We start from the raw sequence: 20,441 nt of genomic DNA on the forward strand, positions 1-20,441 counted from the left end.
ACCCACTAGAGTTCTGGGCATGCTCGACCTAGTCCTGACCCTGCAGTGCCCCGACCGCCCCGGCATCGTGCACGCCATCACCGGCGCCATCGTCGAGGCGGGCGGCACCATCACGGAGCTGCAGCAGTTCTCCTCCCCGGACTCGGGTGAGTTCTTCATCCGGATCCAGCTGGACACCCCGGACGCGGACCGGCTCAGCGAGGCCGTGGCCGCCGCCACCGCGGACTTCGGCGCCACCTTCGAGGTGCACGGCGCCCGGGAGCCGGTGCGGACGCTGATCCTGGCTTCCAAGGCCGCCCACGCCGTCAACGACCTGCTGTTCCGCTGGCGCGGGGGAGAACTGCCCATCGACGTGCGCGGCATCATGGCCAACCACGACGTACTCGCGGACCTGGCCGGCTTCTACGACGTGGCCTTCACCCACCGGGTGGTCACGCCCGAGACGAAGGCCGACTTCGAGGCCGAGGTGCGTCGCGTCGTCGAGGAGCAGGACATCGAACTGGTGGTGCTGGCGCGCTACATGCAGATCCTCAGCCCCGAGTTGTGCGAGTTCCTCGCGGGCCGTGCCATCAACATCCACCATTCCTTCCTGCCCGGTTTCAAGGGCGCCAACCCCTACCGGCAGGCCCACACGCGCGGCGTGAAGCTGATCGGCGCGACGGCGCACTTCGTCACCAGCGACCTCGACGAGGGACCGATCATCGAGCAGAACGTGGTGCGGGTGGACCACACCATGTCCGTGTCCAAGCTCGTGCGAAAGGGGCAGAACCAGGAGTCCCAGACCCTCGCGGAGGCGGTGCGGTTGTTCGCCGAGCATCGCGTGCTGGCCGACGCGAACCGCACGGTGATCTTCCGATGACCCCGTCGGAGTCACCGGCATGAGTGTCCTCGCCGATGCCGGCCTGATCCTGCTTTTCATCCTGGTGGGAGGCGTGTTCGCCGCCGCCGAGATGGCCCTGGTGAGCCTGCGCGACAGCCAGGTCAAGCAACTCGCCACCCGCGGCAAGCGGGGGCGGGCCATCGAGAACCTCACCAGCAACCCCAACCTGTTCCTGTCCGCCGTGCAGATCGGCGTCACCCTCGCGGGCTTCCTGTCCGCGGCCTTCGGTGGTGCCACGCTCGCGGACCGGCTCTCGCCCGTCCTGGTGGGCTGGGGGATGCCCGAGGGCGTGGCCGGCACGGTGGCGCTGGTGGTGATCACGGTGGTGATCTCCTACTTCTCGATCGTCGTCGGTGAGCTCACCGCCAAGCGGCTCGCGATGCAGCGCGCCGAGGGGTTCGCCCTTGCGCTGGCGCCGCTGGTCTCCGGGATCGCCACCGTGATGCGACCGGTGATCTGGCTCCTCGGGGTCTCCACGGACCTCCTCGTCCGGCTGCTGGGCGGCGACCCGAAGCAGGCCCGCGACGAGGTCAGCAACGAGGAACTGCGCGCCATCGTGGCCGGCGCCAACAGCCTCGGCAGCGTGGAGCGCAGCATCGTCGACGAGGTCTTCGACGCGGGCGAGCACACGCTGCGCGAGGTGATGGTGCCGCGCACCGAGGTCACCTTCCTGCCGGCCGACATGCCCGTGCAGCGCGCCTACCGCGAGGTCCGCGGTGCACCCCACTCCCGCTACCCCGTGACCGACGGCTCGGTGGACCGGGTGATCGGCTTCCTGCACGTGCGTGACCTGATGGACCTCGAGGGAGCCGCCCGGCAGGGCGACCTGCGCTCCATCGTGCGCCCCATCCTCAGCCTGCCCGAGACCGTCCGCATCCTGCGCGCCCTCAACTCCATGCGCGCCGCGGGTGCGCACATGGCCATCGTCCGCGACGAGTACGGCGGCACCGCCGGCATCGTCACAATGGAGGACCTGATCGAGGAGATCATCGGCGACATCACCGACGAGTACGACGTCGTGGGGGAGACCATCGTCGACGAGGTGAACCGCATCGACGGCCTCACCACCATCGAGGAGTTCGCAGAAGCGAGCGGCCACGTGATCCCCGAGGGGCCCTACGACACCGTCGCCGGGTACGTGATGGCGCTGCTCGGGCGGCTGCCCGCGGTGGGGGATCGGGTCACGGTGGCGCTGCACGGGGACGGGCCGGCGCCCGAGGAGGACGCCGTCGGCATGCCGTTCACGTTCGTGGTCTCCGAACTCGACGGCCGCAGGGCCGCGCGCCTGACCGTCATCAGGGGGACGGACCCGTCCGAGGCGGTCTCCGATGGATGACGGTTCGAGGCTGCTGACCGGACCCGACGTCGAACCGCTGCTGCGGGTGGCCGTCGAGCACGCCGGGGGCCAGATGCTGTCCTGGTCCCTGGACCACGTGGACACCAACCCGGAGCACTCCACCACCGCCACGTACCTGGCGCAGGTGCGCTGGCCGTACGGCGACCGCAGCGAACTCCTCGGGGTCAGCGCCCGCTCCGGGGAGTTGCTGGAGTCCGACTCCAACGCCGAGATCTTCGCCGACGGCAACCGCGAGGTGGCGGTGTGGATCTATCCCAATGACCCGGACCTGCCCGGGCTGCCACGCGCCGCGTTCCCGGACCAGTTGGCGGCGCTGCTCAACGCAGAGCACACGCTGGGGCGTCCCGTGACAGCCGAACAGCTGAGCCTGACGATGATCGGCTACCGACCGCGTCGGCGCGCCGTGGTGAAGCTGGTGGTCAACGACCCGCGCGAGGTCTTCTACATCAAGGTGCTGCGGCCGAAGCTGTTCAACGACGTGCTGGGCAAGCACCTGATGCTGCGGCAGGCCGGGGTGCCCGCACCAGAAGTGGCGCTCCACACCTCCGACCACCTGATGATGCTGCGCGAACTCCCGGGGCGGGCGATGGCCAAGGCCATCTTCGACCCGGGCGACCCGTGCACCGCCGAACAGCTCATCGGGGTGCTCGACGCGATGCCCGCCGGCGTCGCCGAGCTGGAACGCAGACCACCGTGGTCCGACGCCGTCGCCCACTACGCGGGCATGGTCAAGGCCGCGCTGCCCGACGTCGGGCAGGACCTCGACTGGGCCAGCCGGACCATCACCGCGGGCCTGGCCGGCTACCCGCCCGGCGACGAGGCCACCCACGGCGACTTCCACGAGGGCCAGCTCCGCGTCGCCGACGGCCGCCTGGTCGGGATCCTCGACGTCGACACCATCGGACCCGGGCGTCGTGCCGACGACCTGGCCTGCCTGATCGCGCACCTGTCCACCATCCAGCGGATGAACCCGCAGCAGGCCGCGAAGGTGCGTGACCTGCTCGCGCGCTGGGTGCCGGTCTTCGACGAGCGGGTGGACCCGGTGGAGCTGCGGCTGCGCGCGGCCGCCGTTGTCATCAGCCTGGCCACCGGTCCGTACCGCGGCCAGGAACCGCACTGGCAGGAGACCACACGCCAGATGGTGCGCTCGGCACTTGCCCTTGTCAGGCAGGTCGCCTGAGGTTGCAGGTCGGTAACGATTGGCGGGTTGGTGTGCATTCGTTATACGGCTCGCTGTATCTTCAGGTAGCCCATCAGCCTCAGGAGGATCCCAAGTGAAGAAGACCCTGTTCAAGCTTGCCGCCGTCCTCGGCGCGAGCGCCCTCGCACTCACCGCATGCGCCGAGGCCCCGCCGGAGACCACCACGGAGCCCTCCGTGTCCGACACCGTCGCCGAGGAGCCCACCACGGAGGAGACCACCGCGGAGGAGCCCACCGAGACCGCCGCCGTGAGCGACTTCAAGGCGTGCATGGTCTCCGACTCGGGCGGCTTCGACGACAAGTCGTTCAACGAGACCGCCTACAACGGCCTCGTCCAGGCCCGCGACGAGCTCGGCATCGAGACCGCGGAGATCGAGTCCAACGCAGAGTCGGACTTCGCGCCCAACGTCCAGGCCATGATCGACGCCAACTGCAACATCGTGGTCACCGTCGGCTTCCTGCTCGCCACCGCCACCGAGGCCGCCGCGAAGCAGAACCCCGACGTCGACTTCGCCATCGTCGACAACTCCTCCTTCGAGGGCGTCGACAACGCCAAGGGCCTGATCTTCAACACCGCCGAGTCCTCGTTCCTGGCCGGCTACCTGGCCGCCGCGATGTCCGAGACCGGTACCGTCGGCACCTTCGGTGGCGCCAAGATCCCCACCGTGACCATCTTCATGGACGGCTTCGCGCAGGGCGTCGCCCACCACAACGAGGTCAAGGGCACCGACGTCAACGTCATCGGCTGGAACGCCGAGACGCAGGACGGCCAGTTCGTGCCGGGTGACGACCCGTTCCAGAACCAGGCCGGTGGCAAGGAGACCGCCGACACCCTGATCGCCCAGGGCGCCGACATCATCCTGCCCGTCGCCGGTCCCGCCGGCCTCGGTGGCCTCCAGGCCGCGCAGGCCTCCGGTGGCCAGGTCAAGGCCATCTGGGTGGACACCGACGGCTGCCTCTCGGCCGCCGAGTACTGCTCCTCGATCATCACCTCGGTCTACAAGGGCATGGACGTGGCCGTCTTCGAGGCCATCCAGGCCTCCATGGACGGTGCGCTCACCGCTGACCCGTTCGTCGGGACCCTCGAGAACGGTGGCACGGGCCTGTCCCCGTTCCACGAGTTCGAGGACGAGGTCTCCGACGAGCTGCGCGCCGAGCTGGACCAGCTCACCGCAGACATCATCTCCGGCGAGATCGTGATCACCTCCACGGCCCAGCCGAAGTGATCTGACAGCACCTGGAGGGCCTGATCGGGAGTCTTCTCCCGCTCAGGCCCTCCATTTGCTTGAATGTTCCCAGTTGCAAATCCGGCCATCGGCGGCCCGTTCCCAGGAGGTCATGTGACAGCCACGGTCCAAGACCAGGTGTTGCGTCTCGAAGGCATCACCAAGAGATTCGGCTCACTGACGGCCAACGACGGCATCACGGTGGACCTCGTCCCCGGCCGCATCCACTGCCTGCTGGGCGAGAACGGCGCGGGCAAGTCGACCCTGATGAACATCCTCTACGGCCTGCTCGAGGCGGACGAGGGCACCATCAGCATCGGCGCGCGTGAGCTGCACCTCACCAGCTCCAAGAAGGCCATGGCTGCCGGTATCGGCATGGTCCACCAGCACTTCATGCTGATCCCGGTGTTCACCGTCGCCGAGAACCTCGTGCTCGGACGTGAGCCCGGCAGCTTCGGGCTGCTGGACCTCGGTGCCGCCCGGAAGATGGTCCGTGAGCTCTCGGACCGCTACAAGCTCGACGTGGACCCCGACGCGCTCGTGGAGAACCTCCCGGTGGGCATCCAACAGCGGGTGGAGATCCTCAAGGCCCTCGCCAACGACGCCCACTACCTGGTCTTCGACGAGCCCACCGCGGTGCTGACCCCGCAGGAGATCGACGAGCTCATGGAGATCATGCGCACCCTCCGCGACGAGGGCCGCGCCATCTGCTTCATCACCCACAAGCTGCGCGAGGTCCGCGCCGTCGCCGACGACATCACGGTCATCCGGCGCGGCAAGGTGGTCGGCCGCGCCGAGCCGAGCGCAAGTGAGTCGGAACTGGCCGAACTCATGGTTGGCCGGGCCGTCAACCTGAAGGTGGACAAGCACCAGCCGGAACGCTCGGGCGAGCGGCTCGTGCTGGAGGACTTCACCGTGGCCGACCACGCCGGCACCATCGTCGTCGACCACCTCGACCTCACCGTCGAGGGCGGGGAGGTGCTGTGCGTCGCAGGCGTCCAGGGCAACGGCCAGAGCGAACTCGCGGCCGCGCTGCTGGGGACCCTGCCCGTGGTCTCCGGCTCCGCCACCCTCGACGGTGTCGACATCACCCACGCCTCGCCGAAACAGACCATCGCCGCCGGTCTGGGGTTCGTCCCGGAGGACCGCCAGCGCGACGGCTTCGTGGGGGACTTCTCCATCGCGGAGAACCTGGTGCTGAACCGCCCCCACGAGTTCGCGAACTCGGGCAACCTGAAACTCAAGGAGATCTCCAGCAACGCCAGGGAACGGATCGAGGAGTTCGACATCCGCACCTCCGGCGAGACCCAGCCCGTCAAGGCGCTCTCCGGCGGCAACCAGCAGAAGGTGGTGCTCGCTCGGGAACTGTCCCGGCCGCTGAGCCTGCTGATCGCCAACCAACCGACCCGTGGCGTCGACGTCGGCGCCATCGAGTTCCTGCACAAGCGCATCATCGAGGAACGGGACCGCGGCACCGCCGTGCTGATCGTGTCCACGGAACTCGACGAGGTGGAGTCGCTGGCGGACCGGATCGCGGTCATGTACCGGGGCGGGATCGTCGGTGTCGTCCCACCCAACACCCCACGCGAGGTGCTCGGCCTGATGATGGCCGGGATCAAGCAGGACGAGGGCTCCGAGGAGGCCAGCGATGACTGAGGAGAGCGCGGCGGAGAAGGTGGTCACGGCTGCACCCGGTGCACCGGCCCAGGGCCGGCGCTGGGTGGGTGTGGTCACCACGTTGATCGCCCTGGTGCTGGCGTTCGTCGTCGGTGCCGTGGTGATGGTGGTCTCGGACCCGAACGTGGTGAGCAAGTTCGCCTACTTCTTCGACCGGCCCACTGACGCGCTCGGCGCAGCCTGGGACAAGATCACCCTCGCCTTCGGCGCCCTCATCCGGGGTTCGCTCGGCTCCTGGGGTGCAATCACGGAGACCACCGCACAGGCCGCGCCCCTGATCTGCGCCGGCCTCGGCGTCGGGCTCGCGTTCCGTGCGGGCCTGTTCAACATCGGTGGGCAGGGGCAGGCCATCTGGGGCGCCATCGTCGGTGCCTGGATCGGGTTCAGCATCACCGGTCTGCCGATGGTGCTCCACATCCCGCTGGCCATCATCTGCGCCATCATCTCCGGCGCCATCTGGGGCGGCATCGCCGGCTTCCTGAAGGCCCGCACCGGGGCGCACGAGGTCATCAGCACCATCATGCTGAACCACATCGCGAGTGGCCTGCTGGGCTATCTGCTGATCACCCGGTGGTTCCAGATGCCCGGGCGGACCGACCCGATCTCACCGCAGATCGAGTGGACCGCCACCCTGCCCAGACTGGCGGGGACGCGCCTGCACCTCGGGTTCCTGCTGGCGCTGTTGGCCGCCTTCGCGGTCTGGTGGCTGCTGGAGCGCACCACGCTGGGCTTCCAGATCCGGGCCATCGGCCACAACCCGCACGCCGCCGAAACCGCGGGCATGAGCGTGGGCCGGGTCACCATGGTGGCGATGGCCTTCGCCGGTGGCCTGGCCGGACTGGCCGGTGCGCAGATGGTGATGGCGCCAACCCTCCTCACCAGTTTCCCGCCCCAGTTGTCCGCGGGCATCGTCGGCGGCGTCGGTTTCGACGCCATCACGGTGGCGTTGCTCGGCAGGTCAAGACCACTCGGCATCGTGGCCGCCGGACTGCTGTTCGGGGCCATGAAGGCTGGCGGCCTCACCATGAGCGCCGAGGCACAGACCCCCTCGGAGCTCACATCACTCATCCAGGCTCTGATCGTGCTCTTCGTGGCGGCTCCCAAGTTCGTCACCTGGCTGGTGCCGGCGCTGCGGGAGCGGCGGCCGGCGAACGCGGCCAGGTCTGACAAGTCCAAGAAGGAGGTCTCGGCATGACCGCGACGGACACCAGGGCCCTCGGCACTGAGCACGTGGCCGCGGTGGAAGCCGGCCAGGACCGGATCCAGCGACTCTCCACGGGCGGCCTGCTGCTCGTGGTCGGGCTCCTGCTGGTGTGGGCCATCTTCTCCGCCGACGGTGTGGCCAGGATCGCGCTGTCCGACGCCTTCGACGCCGTGCAACTGCCCGTCGTCCCGCTGCCCGGCACCGTCACGGTGGCGATCTGCGCGGTGGTCGTGCTGGTGGCTGCCGCCGCGTTCCTGACCAACCGGGGTGCCGGGAGGGTCCGCAGGATCCTCGGGATCCTGGCCGGGATCGCAGTGGTGCTCGGGTTCGTCACCTGGGTGGCTGCTGGCAGCGACCTGCCGTTCACCCTCACCAACCAGTTGCGCGGCACCCTCGCGGTGGCGACGCCGCTGGTGCTGGGAGCCCTGTGTGGCGTGTTCTCCGAGCGCGCCGGCGTGGTCAACGTCGCGATCGAGGGCCAGTTCCTGACCGCGGCGTTCGCAGCCGGCATCACCGCCTCCCTGACCAAGTCGCTGTTGGCCGGGCTGGTCGCCGGTGTCCTCGCCGGCGTCGCGATGGCTGCGGTGCTCGCACTGTTCAGCCTCAAGTACCTGATGGACCACGTCATCCTCGGCGTCGTGATCAACCTGCTGGCCTCCGGGCTCACCGGCTTCCTGTTCAAACAGTTGGTCAGCTCGGACCCCGGCAGGTACAACGCGGTGCCGATCATGCCCAGGGTCCCGATCCCTGTGCTGGACAAGATCCCGTTCTTCGGGCCGATCCTTTTCAACCAGACCCCGCTGGCCTACATCGCCATCCTGGCGGTCCCGTTGGCCTGGTTCCTGCTCTTCAAGACCAAGTGGGGCCTGCGGGTGCGTTCCGTGGGCGAGCACCCGCACGCGGCCGACACCGTCGGCATCAACGTGGTGTGGACCAAGTCCGCATCGGTGCTGCTTGGCGGTGTGATGGCCGGACTGGGCGGCGCCTACTTCACCATCGGGTCCACCGGCGCCTTCCGGCCGGACCTGACCGTCGGCAACGGCTTCATTGCCCTCGCCGCCCTGATCATGGGCCGCTGGCACCCCGTGCTGGCCGCACTGATGGCGCTGTTCTTCGGGTTCGTCACCCAGCTCGGCCAGACCCTGAACCCGCTGGGGAGCCCGATCGACAGCACCTTCCTGCTGATGCTGCCCTACGTGGCCACCATCATCGCCGTGGCGGGTCTCGTCGGCCGGGTTCGTGGGCCCGCCGCCGACGGCCAGCCGTTCATCAAGTCGTCCTGACCGGGAGGTCCACATGTCCGAGGAGTTCGACTGGGACGCGCTGCGTGCCACCGCCGTGGCGGCGTCGCAGCGGGCCTACGTGCCGTACTCGAAGTACCCGGTCGGAGCGGCGGCCGTGGTCGACGACGGCCGGGTCGTGTCCGGTTGCAACGTGGAGAACGCCAGCTACGGCGTGACCCTGTGCGCCGAGTGCGGGCTGGTCTCCGCGCTGGCGTTGGGCGGGGGAGGGCGGCTGGTCCGCTTCACCTGCGTGGACGGCAACGGTGACGTGCTGATGCCCTGCGGGCGCTGCCGCCAACTGCTGTACGAGTTCGGCGGCCCCGAGTTGGTGATGGAGACCCCGGAGGGGATCCGGACCCTCGACGACGTCCTGCCACAGGCCTTCGGACCCCACAACCTCCGATAGGTCGGACGCCCAAACCGGTAGCGTTGAACCATGCCCGAGTACCAGTACCCGGGGCAGGACCGTGCGTCCGGCCCTGCAGGCCCGCCCCCGCAGAGCTCGCGTGGGCCCGCCCAGAGACCGGCGCCGGCGGGGAAGTACCCGCCGCCACCTCCGGGCTGGGCCCCGCCCCCCGGGTGGGTGCCACCTCCGGGTTGGGCGCCACCGCCGGGTTGGGAGCCGCCCGCGGACTGGGTGCCTCCCGCCAACTGGCCTCGGCAGTGGCTGCCACCCGGCTGGGAGCCCGGCAAGCCGAAACCTAGGCTGACCGCCGAGCAGCGTGAGGCCCGCGGCCAGACGCTGCTGTACAGCCTCGGCGCGTCAGTGACCCTGGCCGGTCTGGTCCTGCTCATCGGGATGGCGTTCGAGCTGAGCGCCGCCGTGCTGACCTACGCCTTCGCACTCGGGCTCGGTGTGGTGACGACGGTGCTGCTCTGGCGGACACGCTCCACACAGATCGGCACACCACTGATCGTCGTCTCGGCCGGGTTGGCCACCTGGGCAGCCATGGGTGCGGAGCGGGAGGTCACTATTCCCGGCTGGCTCGCCATCGTGCTCGTCAGCGTCGCCCTCGCGCTGGCCGCCTACGTCGCCTGGCGGTGGCGGATGCCCATCGCCCTGGTCTGGATGGCTTGGCTCGTGTTCGTCGGGCAGGCCGTCTTCCTGGGCTCCCCGGCCGCCCTGATCGCGCCGGCGCTGCTGCTGGCCGCCACGATCGCCAGGCCCTGGGGCGCCCACCAGATCGTGATGGCCGTGGCGCTGATGATGGAGATGGTCCTGGGAGCTGTCACGTTCCCTTCCGGGATCCACACCTACCTGATACTCGGCACCACGCTGGCGCTGGGGATCTACCTCGTCGGTTTCCGGCTGGCCATCCCGGTCCCGGACCTGAAGAAGGCGGGCTCGCAGGCGCTGGAGTCCAGTCTCACCGGGGTGCGGGTGGGGGCCCAGCCCTGGCCGGTGCTCATCCTGCTGTTCGTCGGCGCCTGGGCCGGCTCGCTGGTGGCCCGCGGCGTCCCGGTCTGGTTCTCACTGGTCGTGGCCGGCGCGGGCTGCCTGCTGGCCGTCGCCCTGCCGGAGCCCCAGGGCGCCCGGCCGGACCCGCACGGGAGCCAGGACGTGTTCCTGGGGGTGTCGGTCTCCGCGTTGGCGCTGTCACTGGTGGTGGGGCGCGTCGACGCCCCGGTGGAGCAGTTGGTGCTGGTGGTGCTGGCGATCGTGGTCCAGATCCGGCCGCTGGCGCGCCGCAGGCTGTACTCCGGGATCATCCGCGGCATCCCCACGCTGCTGGCGTTCGTCGCCACCATCAAGACCAGCACCGGCGTCTGGGAGGCGCCGGAGACCGTGCTCGCGGAGCCCGTCCTGCTGCTCCAGGCCGCCCTGCTCAGCGTGCTCGGCGTCGCCATCATGGTCTTCCGCCATGGACCGCCGACGCCCGTCGTGGACGCCATCCGGCTGCTGGTGGGGCTGTACTTCGCCGGCTACGCCCTGGTCATCGGAGGCGCCTGGATCGGTCAGTTGCTCGGCAACATGGACGGCGGCTTCCTGACCGGACACGCCGTCGCGTCCATCTGCTGGATGCTGGCCGCCGTGTGGGTCGCCCTGCGACGCCGGACGGCGAACGCCGCGGCGGATCTCACGGTCGCGCTGATCATCGCCGTGGCAGCGGCGGCCAAGCTCATCGCCTTCGACATGCAGCTGCTCGGCGGGATCCCTCGGGTGGCGGCCTTCCTCGGCTGCGGCGTGCTCATGATGGCCATCGCCTTCCTGCGGCAGCGCCGCCGGAGCGAGCAGGCCCCGCCGCCCCCCGGCTTCCCGCCGCCATCGGCGCAACCCCCGCAACCCCAGTTCCAGCCCGGGCAACGGCCCGGGCCCCCACCCCAGCACCAGCAGCCCGGCCCACCGCCGGCGCAGCGCTGGTACGGCCCTGAAGGAGGACCAGATGCTCAGCACTGAAGACTTGCGCGGACTGCCCAAGGTGGCGCTGCACGACCACCTCGACGGCGGTCTGCGCCCGCAGACCGTCATCGAGCACTGCGCAGCCAACGGGCACGAGCTGCCCACCACGGATCCCGAGGAGCTGCGCAAGTGGTTCTTCGAGGCGGCCGACTCCGGCACGCTGGTGCGCTACCTGGAGACCTTCGACCACACCGTCGCCGCCATGCAGACCGCCGAGCAGATCAAGCGGGTGGCGCACGAGTTCGTGCTGGACCAGGCCCTCGACGGCGTCGTCTACGCCGAGGCCCGCTACGCCCCCGAGCAGCACCTCGCCCAGGGGCTGACACTGCGCGAGGTGGTGGAGGCGGTCCGCGACGGCCTGGACTCGGGCATGGCCGAGGCAGAGGCCTCCGGCCACGCCATCGTCGCCCGCCAGTTGGTGACCTCCATGCGGCACGGTGAGCCCACGCTCGCCATCGCGGAGCTCGCGGTGGAGTACCGCGACCAGGGCGTCGCCGGCTTCGACATCGCCGGGGCCGAGGACGGCTTCCCGCCGTCGCGCTTCCGGGAGGCCTTCGAGTTCCTGCGAAGGAACAACGTCTTCTACACCATCCACGCGGGTGAGGCCTCCGGGCCGGAGTCCATGTGGGAGGCCATCCAGCTGTGCAACGCCAACCGGATCGGCCACGGCGTACGGATCGTCGAGGACATCACGCGCGACGAGCAGGGCAGGGCCCGGCTGGGGCGGCTCGCCTCCTACGTGCGCGACGCGCAGGTCCCGCTGGAGGTGGCGCCCTCGTCGAACCTGCAGACCGGCATCGCGGACACCATCGCCGAGCACCCGATCTCCACGCTGTGGAAGCTGGGCTTCAACGTCACCGTGAACTGCGACAACCGCCTGCAGAGCGCCACGACGATGAGCCGCGAGTTCGAGCGCCTCGTGACCGAGCTCGGCTGGGACGTCGACGACGTGGAGCGAGCCACCATCAACGCCATGAATGCGGCCTTCCTGCCGCACGACGAGCGGGTGGCGCTCATCGAGGGCATCATCAAGCCGTCCTACACCGCCTTCCGCGCGGGCTGGGACTCGTGATCGTCGCAGCCTGCGACGGGTCCGCGCTGTCCAACCCGGGCCCCGCCGGCTGGGCCTGGTACATCAGCGACGACATCTGGGCGGCCGGCGGCTGGGACCACGGCACCAACAACATGGGCGAGCTCATGGCGGTGCTGGACCTGCTGCAGTCCACCGCCCACGTCGACGAGCCGCTGCGGATCCTCGCCGACTCGCAGTACGTCATCAACTCCCTGACCAAGTGGCTGCCCGGCTGGAAGCGGCGCGGCTGGAAGAAGGGCGACGGCAAGCCCGTCCTGAACGTGGAGCTGATGAAGCAGCTCGACGAGGCGCTGCAGGGGCGCGAGGTGACCTTCGAATGGGTGAAGGGGCACGCCGGCCACGCCATGAACGAGGCCGCCGACGAACGCGCCCGCGCAGCCGCGACGGCGTTCATGCAGGGGCGCGCGCCCGACGTCGGTCCCGGCTTCCCGTCGGCCGACGCGAAGGCGCGCTCGCAGAGCTTCGAGCCGAACGCGGTGGAGGAGACCCCTGCACTGTTCTCGCTCGACGATCCCGAGCCAGTGGCCCCGCCCGCGCCGTCGACGCCCGGCACGGCCACCGCCCGCACCAAGGCGGCCCTGCTCGGACTGACGCGGCAGCTGCTGTCCGAGCAGGTGCGAACCGATGCCGGGAAGCTGGGGGAGTTGCTGCACCCCGAGTTCGTCGCGCACAGCGCCGACGGCCAGGTGGTCGGGGCCGACCACGGTGCCTGGCTGCCCACGGAACCTGGGTTCGACGTGCTGGCCGTGGACGCCTACTCCGAGGGCATCGTCGGCGTGCGGTGGGTGCAGGGCGAGGCGGAGCGTCGCCTGCGGTTCAACCTGTGGCAGAAGACGCCGGCCGGGTGGAAGCTGCGCTTCGCCCAGGTCACCCCGCAGCGCTGAGTGCCAGTTCCCGGAGGATCCCCAGGGCCTCGTCGACGCGTTCGACCGGGACCAGGAGGTGGTCGTGGAGGCGGCCGGCGATCACGTTGCAGCTGATTCCGGCATCCGCGAGGGCGGTGCTGACCGCGGCCGTCAGGCCCACCGCCTCCAGTGCGGAGTGCACCTGCAGCGTGATCCAGCCCGCCACGTAGTCGAAGGGCAGGCCGAGGCGTTCCGCGTCGACCTGTGAGACGACGACACTCAGCCCCTCCTCCTCGACGACGCTGGCCAGGACTTCGGCGTCCTTCGGAGAGGCCGCGACCGTCGCGAACACGAACCGGCCCGGCTTGTGCACGGGATCCATGCTCGCGAGGAGCCTCATCAGGTTCGTTTCGCCGCTCACGGCCTGGAGTTTATGGCGTGGCGGCGATGTGCCCGATCTGCGACCATGCTGCGGAGGAGGTCGGGTGATGACTGAGTCGGTAGCTGCCGTCGAGGCAGAGGGGCTGGGCCTCGGATTCCGTTTTGGCACCAAGGTGGCGCTCGCCGACGTCGGTCTGCGGTTGGCCACGGGATCCGTGGTTGGGCTGATCGGGCGCAACGGTGCCGGGAAGACGAGTCTGCTGCGGGTGCTCGCCGGCCGGGAACCTCGGTTCTCAGGCCGTGCGACGGTGTTCGGGATCCCGGTGGGGGAGCTCGGATGGCATCCTGGGATGGTCCACCTCGGGGGCGTGAGCTGGACGCTCGCGGCGGACCTGCGGCTGGTGGACCTGGCCCGTCATCTCAGCAGGTTCCACCCAGACTTCGACATGGAACGCCTGCGTGAGTTGTTCGCGTGGTTCGAGATCCCCGGGACCTCCCACCTGTGGCAACTGAGCGCGGGCCGACGCACGGCCGCGAACATGTGCCTGGCACTGGCAACCCGGGCTCGTCTCACCCTGCTCGACGAACCGCACCTCGCACTCGATGCTCCGACGCGCGAACTCATGACCCGCCTCCTCGCAGAGGAACTCGCGACGGGGGAGCGGACCTGGGTGGTCTCCACCCACATGGTGAACGAGACCGCCGGCCTGTTCGGCGACGTCGTCCTGCTCGACAAGGGGCGGCTGGTCGCGCATGATGACGCCGAGCAACTCACCCGCGCCCACGTGCGCGTCCTCGGTGCACCCGACGTGGTGGGTGCCCTGCCCAGACTCGGTGGCCTGAGTCGGCTCGGGGCACGGGCCAGCGCAGTCGTGCGCCGGGAGCACGCCGACGGACTGCCCACTCAGGCCGTGACGTTGCAGGAACTGGCCGCTGTGTTGGGTCGCGAGGAGAATGGGGAGGCAGCATGACTGCGACAAGGACCGAGGTGGGCGTCCCGGCCCGGACCGGCGCCGGCGTGACCGGCATTCTCAACGCCATCGGGGGACGTTGGGGGTGGCGATGGTGATGGCTGGCAGCTGTGTGGCTGGTGGATGCAATCACGGTCGCAACCTTCCGCGCGGGCAGCAGCGGCGAACCGGCAGGGGTGATCGCGTTCGGAGGACTGTTGGCCGCCGTCCCGCTGTGGATGTGGGGCGCTCGGTACGCAGTCGCGCTGGGGCATGCGAGGAGCCGGGTGTTCCTGGTGACGGCGGCGGCGAGCCTGTTGCTGCCGTTGGTGCTGCAGGTCGTCGGCGCGCTGGCGCGCATCGCAGAGGAACGCATCGCTCCGGGCGAGGCCTACGTCTTCAACATCGCGGTTCCTGTGCCTGAGAGCAACGGGAACCTGCTGGAAGGGATCGAGCACCTGCTGGCCATCTACGGCCTTCCCGTCCTCGGGCTCGTGGTGCTCGCCTGCTGCTGGTGGCTGGGTGGTGGCATCCTCGGTGTGCTGACGTCCGTGGTGGCGTGGGTCGCATTGGGCCTGCTGTGGATGGCTCTCGGATGGAACGTGCTCTCCTTCTCCCTGGGCGTCAACCAGACCGCCGCCGGGTTGGCGGGCGGCCTCGCGATCCTCGCAGCCTGCTTCGCTGCCGCCTGGCCCGGATTCAGGAGGGTGGATGTCTGATTCCAGTCCTTCCGGAAGCTTCCCGGCGTAGAGTCGATCACCCGCCCAGATCGGGCTCGGGGGAGATCAGGAGAAGGGAACCAGCATGGCCGGTTACAAGGTTGGCTACTTCGTCGGAAGCTTGTCGTCCACCTCGATCAACAGGTTGTTGTCAAAGGCGTTGCTGAACGTGGCGCCACCGGAACTCGAGTTCACCGAGATCCCAATCAAGGACCTCCCTCTCTACTCGCCCGACTACGACTCTGACTACCCGGCAGAGGGGCGTGCTCTCAAGGACGCGATCGCCGGCGTCCAGGCCGTCCTGTTCGTCACGCCCGAGTACAACCGGTCAATCCCCGGTGCACTCAAGAACGCAATCGACTGGGCCTCACGACCGTGGGGGGAGAACTCCTTCGACCACGTCCCCGTGGGCATCATCGGCGCGTCCATCGGCAACATCGGCACCGCCGTCGCGCAGCAGAGCCTGCGTGCGGTGATGGCGTTCTGCAACGCCCGCCTGATGACCGCGCCGGAGGCCTACATCCACTTCCGCCAGGACTGCATCAGTGACTCCGGGGAGATCCTCGACGAGCAGCTCGGGGCCGTCCTCACCGCATACATGGCCGAGTTCCGGGAACACGTGCAGCGCGTACTGACCGTGCTGCCCCGATCCTGAGCGAGGCCCCATCCTCGTGGGGCGTCGACCCTCCATCCGCTGTCGGTGCTGCCGTTCGCTGTCAGTGCTGCGCTTGGCTGTCGGTGCTGCCCTTGCAGGGGCAGCGTTGAGCGAGACCTGCAGCACTGACACACAAGCGCAGCACCGAGCGGACCCGTGGACCGGACCAACCCTCGGGCATCCCGTACAAGGGAGCCCGGAGGATGGCATCCCGCCCCAGTCGAGTTGGCGGCGGTTCTTGGGGTGTGTCATGCAGCGATAGGATGTCGCGCATGTGTGCTGATGTTCTTGCTGCCGTCGCCTGGCCCTACGCCAATGGCCCCCGTCACATCGGGCACGTCTCGGGCTTCGGTGTGCCCTCCGACGTGTTCTCCCGGTTCATGCGGATGAGTGGCCACGACGTGCTCATGGTCTCCGGCACCGACGAACACGGCACCGCCATCCAGGTGAAGGCGGAGCAGGAGGGCCTGACCGCCCGCGAGTGCGCTGACAAGTACCACCGCATCATCGCCACCGACCTGCAGGGGCTGGGCCTGTCCTACGACCTGTACACACGCACCACCACCCCCAACCACTACCGCGTCGTGCAGGAGATGTTCACCGCACTCCACGACAACGGCTACGTGGTGGCGCAGACCCAGATGGGCGCCATCTCGCCGTCCACGGGCCGCACCCTGCCCGACCGTTTCATCGAGGGCACCTGTCCCATCTGCGGCTTCGACGGCGCCCGCGGCGACCAGTGCGACAACTGCGGCAACCAGCTGGACCCGGCGGACCTGCTCGAGCCCCGCTCGCGCATCAACGGCGAGACGCCCAAGTTCGTCGAGACCGAGCACTTCTTCCTCGACCTCCCCAAGACCGCGGAGAAGCTGGCCGAATGGCTCGACGGGCGCACCGACTGGCGTCCCAACGTCCTGAAGTTCAGCCACAACCTCATCAAGGACCTGCGTCCCCGCGCCATCACGCGTGACCTGGACTGGGGCGTTCCCGTCCCGCTCGACGGCTGGCGCGACGCCCCGATGAAGCGCATCTACGTCTGGTTCGACGCCGTCATCGGCTACCTGTCAGCCTCCATCGAGTGGGCCCGCCGCAGCGGAGACCCGGAGGCGTGGCGCAGGTGGTGGAACGCCGAGACCGCCGAGTCGTTCTACTTCATGGGCAAGGACAACATCGTCTTCCACTCCGTGATCTGGCCCAGCATCCTGCTCGGCGCCAACGGCCAGGGCGAGGTGGGCGGCGAAGTCCATGAGGCCCTCGGGGAACTGCAACTGCCCACCGAGGTGGTCTCGTCGGAGTTCCTCACCATGAAGGGCTCCAAGGTGGCCAGCTCCCGCGGCGCATCCATCTTCGTGGGCGACTTCCTCGCCGAGTTCGGGCCCGACGCGCTGCGCTACTACATCGCGGTCGCCGGGCCGGAGAACCAGGACACCGACTTCACCTGGGAGGAGTTCGTCCGACGGATCAACTTCGAGCTCGCCAACGAGTGGGGCAACCTCGTCAACCGCTCCATCTCCATGGCGCACAAGAACGTGGGTGCAATCCCGGAGGCCGGTGATCTCAGCTCCGAGGACGAGGCGCTGCTCGCCGAGTCGCGCAAGGCGTTCGACGTCGTGGGCGAGCACCTGGCTGCCCGCCGCTTCAAGCTCGGCATCACCGAGGCCATGCGCATCGTCGGCCTGGCCAACAAGTACCTCTCCGACATGGAGCCCTGGAAGCTGAAGGACCAGCCCGCGCGTCGCGACACCGTGCTGCACGTGGCCCTGCAGGTGGTCAGCGACTGCAACACGCTGCTGACCCCCTTCATGCCCCACGCGGCGCAGAAGATCCACGAAGCCCTCGGCAACGAGGGTGTCTGGGCGGCGCTGCCGGAGCTGGTGGAGGTTTCCGAGGAGGGCCTCGACTACCCGATCCTGCAGGGCGACTACGCCTCGGAGCAGGCCGTTTGGGCCTCGCGTCCCATCGTCGCCGGCACCCCCTTGGCCAAGCCGTCGCCGCTGTTCGCGAAGGTGGACGAGAAGCTGGCCGAGACCGGACCCAGCTGGGCGCCCATCAACACCGAGGCCTGAGGCACCGGCTCAGTCCAGGCAGAACTCGTTGCCCTCGGGGTCTGCCATGACGATCCAGCCGTTGCTGAGCGGCGGCTCCGGCTCGTGACGCCGCAGCCGGGTGGCGCCCAACTCGAGCAGCCGGGCGCACTCGGCCTCCAGTGCGGCCATCCGTGCGTCACCCGCCAGCCCCTCGGCGGCCCGTACGTCGATGTGGAGCCGGTTCTTGGCCGTCTTCGGCTCCGGAACACGCTCGAAGAACACCCGTGGGCCCACACCGTCGGGATCGATCACCGCGAAGCGTGAGTCCCACTCGGACTCCGGCACGCCGAACTCCTTGAGCGCGGTGAACCACGCCTGCAACGTCTCCTCCGGCGTCCCGATCTGCCCGCCCGGTGGCGGGTCCACGACGTAGCCGAGCACCTCGGCCCAGAACAGGCCGAGGGCCTGCGGTGAGTGTGCGTCGAACGTGAGCTGGATCTTCGCTGAAGCCATGCAAACAGGTTGCCATGAAGGCTGGCTCGGGACGAGGTATTCAGGGCGCTAATCCTTGTGGCCCTGCCAGAGCGTCACCGCCACAGGACCAGGAAGTCTCCCCAGCGCGCCCTGAAGGCCTCGTCCCGAGCCAGCCGGAGCCCTTCGAGGCTCGCTGTCGCTCGCGCCTCAGGGAAACTGGTTACCAGGAGCCGAAGCTGCCGCCACCACCGGAGAAGCCGCCGCCACCGGAGAAGCCGGAGCCGCCCGACGAACCGGACGAGGCCATCTGGGCCTGCATGTTGGCGCTCGCGGCCTGCGCCATCACCTGGTTGAAGTCATGGCTGAAGTTGTTCAGGCTCATCGAGAAGAAGGCGTAGTTGTACAGGTTCGCCCCGTGGTACCAGCCCAGGTCGGGCTCGTAGACGCCGCGGGAGCCGAGGTCGGCGAAGACCTTCGCCCAGCGGTCCGCCACGCCGAAGATCATCGCGTAGGGCAGATACCGGCTGAACACGTCGATGCCCTCCTCGAACTTGATCTGGTCCGCCTCGGCGGTGCGCAGGTACAGCTCGAAGCCCTTGGCCTGAGCCAGGACGGCAGAGCCCTTGGCGGAGCGGGTCCGGAACTTGCTGGACATCACCACCAGCCCGACACCGATGATGATCACCGGGATTCCGGCCAGACCCCAGCCGAACTGGGCCAGCAGGAGGGTGAGCAGGACGCCCGCGATCGCGAGGATGCCGCCACCGACCAGCGGGTTGAGCTGTGCGTGGTTGGGGTTCTTCTTGAACCAGCCGAGCTCGACGACGCGCTTGTAGAGCCGGTCCTTCGTCTTCGGCTGGATCGAGTGGTAGTCGGCGTCGGAGAGTTCCTTCATCCCGACGCTGTCGCCGTGGGCGAAGACGGCGTCGAGGAGCTTGGTCTCGTACTTCACGAGCCGGTCCGAGGAGTTGGGGGTGCGCCTGAGCACGTGCCCCGTGCCGCGCTCGTCGGTGGCCTGGATCTGCATGTGGCCGCGCACGGCGAGGTCGATGAGGGTGGCCGAGACGTCGATGCTGTCCGCGGTGGTGTCCATCAGCGTCCCGATCTCGCCGGGGCGGGCGCCCTTGGGCGGCTGGAACGCGACGGCGACGTTCTGCTTGCCGGCCGCCGGGCCAACCTTCCCCTTCTCGCCCTCCTTGGGGGTGAGGCCGGGGGTGAGACCGAGGTAGACCTCGTCGCGGGCGTGGCGGCGGTTGATGCCCACGAGCGCCGCGATGGCGCCGATGCCGAGGACACCCGTTGCGATGCCGGTGCCTGCGTTGACCTCGAACATGTTGCCGGGGTGAACGCGCCGGGTCTTGATCTGCTCGACGCCACCGAAGGTGCCGGCGGGGAAACCGGCGACGACCTGGACGGGGGTGCCGGCGGTCAGGGCGCCGATCTCGTAGGTGGCGGTGGTGCCGGAGGAACTGCTGGTGCACTCGGTGGTGAGGCCCGCACCCAGGAAGCAGGCGGTCCGCGAGACGTCGGCGGGGCCGTTGACGGTGAACCGGACGTCACTCATGGAACTGGCCATCGCGTCGGAGATCGGGGTCCAGTTGAACTCGTCCAGCCCGGACTCCGGGTGGTCCGAGACGATGAGGCCCTCGACGGTGTAGGTCACGACGTAGGACTGTGGCTGCCGGTAGACGGTGTCCTCCTCGCCCACGCGGATGGTGACGTGTCCACCACCCCGCTCGACGTTGGTGTCCGTGCGGGCCCCCGTGGGGGAGGTGACGTTGATGTTGGAGATGGGGAACGAGTACCACTCGTCGGGGTTCTCGCCGTCGCGCTGGCGGTCCACCAGGTCGATCAGTGGGCCGCGCCCGCTCTGGACGCTGAAGTCCAGCGTCATCTCGATGGTGACGTTGGCGAGGCCGTCCTCGGTGAGTTCGACGGTGGTGTCGAACTGCGTGTAGGGGGCGCCCTCGTCGGCGGCGGCGGGCGAGACGAGCGCCACCACCCCGAACAGGCCGATCACCAGTGAAGCCAGGACAGCACGCAACGCTCTCATGGCAACAAGCGTACCG

18 protein-coding genes are annotated in these 20,441 nt (G+C 69.1%); 15 read left to right on the top strand and 3 right to left on the bottom strand.

The genetic code is table 11. The annotated features are described in order from the left end of the window. Positions 1–19 precede the first annotated feature (19 nt). The 11 genes from purU (at position 20) to ACYU7G_RS12670 (ending at position 13,205) form a co-directional block, all read left to right on the top strand. A complete protein-coding gene (gene purU / locus ACYU7G_RS12620) occupies positions 20–859 on the top strand; it encodes a formyltetrahydrofolate deformylase (RefSeq protein WP_461108336.1) in 840 nt (279 codons plus the stop codon). 19 nt (positions 860–878) lie between these two features. Continuing rightward, on the top strand, positions 879–2,216 hold the full coding sequence (locus tag ACYU7G_RS12625) for a hemolysin family protein (protein ID WP_461108338.1): 1,338 nt from the start codon (positions 879–881) through the stop codon (positions 2,214–2,216). After that, on the top strand, positions 2,209–3,417 hold the full coding sequence (locus ACYU7G_RS12630; protein ID WP_461108340.1) for a phosphotransferase: 1,209 nt from the start codon (positions 2,209–2,211) through the stop codon (positions 3,415–3,417). Before ACYU7G_RS12625 ends, ACYU7G_RS12630 begins: the two co-directional genes overlap by 8 nt. 94 nt (positions 3,418–3,511) lie before the next feature. Next, on the top strand, positions 3,512–4,663 hold the full coding sequence (locus ACYU7G_RS12635; RefSeq protein WP_461108342.1) for a BMP family lipoprotein: 1,152 nt from the start codon (positions 3,512–3,514) through the stop codon (positions 4,661–4,663). Between the two features lie 114 nt (positions 4,664–4,777). Further along, the gene (locus ACYU7G_RS12640; RefSeq protein WP_461108344.1) at positions 4,778–6,319 is read left to right on the top strand and encodes an ABC transporter ATP-binding protein; all 1,542 of its coding nucleotides are present in this window, start codon (positions 4,778–4,780) and stop codon (positions 6,317–6,319) included. Beyond that, positions 6,312–7,535, top strand: a complete 1,224-nt coding sequence (locus ACYU7G_RS12645) for an ABC transporter permease (RefSeq protein ID WP_461108346.1) — start codon at positions 6,312–6,314, stop codon at positions 7,533–7,535. The genes ACYU7G_RS12640 and ACYU7G_RS12645 overlap by 8 nt, the downstream gene beginning before the upstream one ends. After that, the gene (locus ACYU7G_RS12650) at positions 7,532–8,827 is read left to right on the top strand and encodes an ABC transporter permease (RefSeq protein ID WP_461108348.1); all 1,296 of its coding nucleotides are present in this window, start codon (positions 7,532–7,534) and stop codon (positions 8,825–8,827) included. Before ACYU7G_RS12645 ends, ACYU7G_RS12650 begins: the two co-directional genes overlap by 4 nt. A 13-nt stretch (positions 8,828–8,840) precedes the next feature. Continuing rightward, positions 8,841–9,233 carry a cytidine deaminase gene (locus ACYU7G_RS12655; protein WP_461108350.1) on the top strand — a complete coding sequence of 131 codons (393 nt, stop codon included), beginning with the start codon at positions 8,841–8,843 and terminating at the stop codon, positions 9,231–9,233. Positions 9,234–9,263: 30 nt separating this feature from the next. Continuing rightward, positions 9,264–11,225 carry a hypothetical protein gene (locus ACYU7G_RS12660; protein ID WP_461108352.1) on the top strand — a complete coding sequence of 654 codons (1,962 nt, stop codon included), beginning with the start codon at positions 9,264–9,266 and terminating at the stop codon, positions 11,223–11,225. Beyond that, complete coding sequence (locus ACYU7G_RS12665; RefSeq protein WP_461108354.1) at positions 11,212–12,300, top strand: adenosine deaminase; 1,089 nt, start codon at positions 11,212–11,214, stop codon at positions 12,298–12,300. Before ACYU7G_RS12660 ends, ACYU7G_RS12665 begins: the two co-directional genes overlap by 14 nt. After that, on the top strand, positions 12,297–13,205 hold the full coding sequence (locus ACYU7G_RS12670) for an RNase H family protein (RefSeq protein WP_461108356.1): 909 nt from the start codon (positions 12,297–12,299) through the stop codon (positions 13,203–13,205). The genes ACYU7G_RS12665 and ACYU7G_RS12670 overlap by 4 nt, the downstream gene beginning before the upstream one ends. On the opposite strand, the gene ACYU7G_RS12675 is transcribed toward ACYU7G_RS12670, so the two are convergent. Further along, positions 13,189–13,587 (bottom strand): ACT domain-containing protein, encoded by a 399-nt coding sequence (locus tag ACYU7G_RS12675; RefSeq protein ID WP_461108358.1) that lies wholly within the window; start codon positions 13,585–13,587, stop codon positions 13,189–13,191. The two genes, ACYU7G_RS12670 and ACYU7G_RS12675, sit on opposite strands and share 17 nt — an antisense overlap. Positions 13,588–13,654: 67 nt before the next feature. Here ACYU7G_RS12675 and ACYU7G_RS12680 point away from each other — a divergent pair, with 67 nt between their 5' ends. The 4 genes from ACYU7G_RS12680 (at position 13,655) to metG (ending at position 17,937) form a co-directional block, all read left to right on the top strand. Then, positions 13,655–14,518, top strand: coding sequence for an ATP-binding cassette domain-containing protein (locus ACYU7G_RS12680; RefSeq protein WP_461108360.1), 864 nt, complete (start codon positions 13,655–13,657; stop codon positions 14,516–14,518). 119 nt (positions 14,519–14,637) lie between these two features. After that, the gene (locus tag ACYU7G_RS12685) at positions 14,638–15,216 is read left to right on the top strand and encodes a hypothetical protein (RefSeq protein ID WP_461108362.1); all 579 of its coding nucleotides are present in this window, start codon (positions 14,638–14,640) and stop codon (positions 15,214–15,216) included. Positions 15,217–15,301: 85 nt separating this feature from the next. After that, a complete protein-coding gene (locus ACYU7G_RS12690; protein ID WP_461108364.1) occupies positions 15,302–15,871 on the top strand; it encodes an NADPH-dependent FMN reductase in 570 nt (189 codons plus the stop codon). 272 nt (positions 15,872–16,143) lie between these two features. After that, positions 16,144–17,937, top strand: a complete 1,794-nt coding sequence (gene metG, locus ACYU7G_RS12695) for a methionine--tRNA ligase (protein WP_461108366.1) — start codon at positions 16,144–16,146, stop codon at positions 17,935–17,937. 9 nt (positions 17,938–17,946) lie between these two features. Here metG and ACYU7G_RS12700 read toward each other — a convergent pair whose 3' ends face one another. Next, complete coding sequence (locus ACYU7G_RS12700; RefSeq protein WP_461108368.1) at positions 17,947–18,411, bottom strand: VOC family protein; 465 nt, start codon at positions 18,409–18,411, stop codon at positions 17,947–17,949. Positions 18,412–18,592: 181 nt separating this feature from the next. After that, positions 18,593–20,425 (bottom strand): DUF2207 domain-containing protein, encoded by a 1,833-nt coding sequence (locus ACYU7G_RS12705; RefSeq protein ID WP_461108370.1) that lies wholly within the window; start codon positions 20,423–20,425, stop codon positions 18,593–18,595. Between the last annotated feature and the right edge of the window lie 16 nt (positions 20,426–20,441).

Source organism: Tessaracoccus terricola (assembly GCF_054776555.1).

What these genes read in the sequence shown, in the direction of transcription:
- ACYU7G_RS12645 (WP_461108346.1), top strand. Translation starts at nt 6,312, where the DNA reads ATGACTGAGGAGAGCGCGGCGGAGAAGGTGGTCACGGCTGCACCCGGT.
- purU (WP_461108336.1), top strand. Translation starts at nt 20, where the DNA reads ATGCTCGACCTAGTCCTGACCCTGCAGTGCCCCGACCGCCCCGGCATC.
- ACYU7G_RS12690 (WP_461108364.1), top strand. Translation starts at nt 15,302, where the DNA reads ATGGCCGGTTACAAGGTTGGCTACTTCGTCGGAAGCTTGTCGTCCACC.
- ACYU7G_RS12660 (WP_461108352.1), top strand. Translation starts at nt 9,264, where the DNA reads ATGCCCGAGTACCAGTACCCGGGGCAGGACCGTGCGTCCGGCCCTGCA.
- ACYU7G_RS12630 (WP_461108340.1), top strand. Translation starts at nt 2,209, where the DNA reads ATGGATGACGGTTCGAGGCTGCTGACCGGACCCGACGTCGAACCGCTG.
- ACYU7G_RS12700 (WP_461108368.1), bottom strand. Translation starts at nt 18,411, where the DNA reads ATGGCTTCAGCGAAGATCCAGCTCACGTTCGACGCACACTCACCGCAG.
- ACYU7G_RS12680 (WP_461108360.1), top strand. Translation starts at nt 13,655, where the DNA reads ATGACTGAGTCGGTAGCTGCCGTCGAGGCAGAGGGGCTGGGCCTCGGA.
- ACYU7G_RS12625 (WP_461108338.1), top strand. Translation starts at nt 879, where the DNA reads ATGAGTGTCCTCGCCGATGCCGGCCTGATCCTGCTTTTCATCCTGGTG.
- metG (WP_461108366.1), top strand. Translation starts at nt 16,144, where the DNA reads ATGTGTGCTGATGTTCTTGCTGCCGTCGCCTGGCCCTACGCCAATGGC.
- ACYU7G_RS12655 (WP_461108350.1), top strand. Translation starts at nt 8,841, where the DNA reads ATGTCCGAGGAGTTCGACTGGGACGCGCTGCGTGCCACCGCCGTGGCG.
- ACYU7G_RS12705 (WP_461108370.1), bottom strand. Translation starts at nt 20,425, where the DNA reads ATGAGAGCGTTGCGTGCTGTCCTGGCTTCACTGGTGATCGGCCTGTTC.
- ACYU7G_RS12665 (WP_461108354.1), top strand. Translation starts at nt 11,212, where the DNA reads ATGCTCAGCACTGAAGACTTGCGCGGACTGCCCAAGGTGGCGCTGCAC.
- ACYU7G_RS12650 (WP_461108348.1), top strand. Translation starts at nt 7,532, where the DNA reads ATGACCGCGACGGACACCAGGGCCCTCGGCACTGAGCACGTGGCCGCG.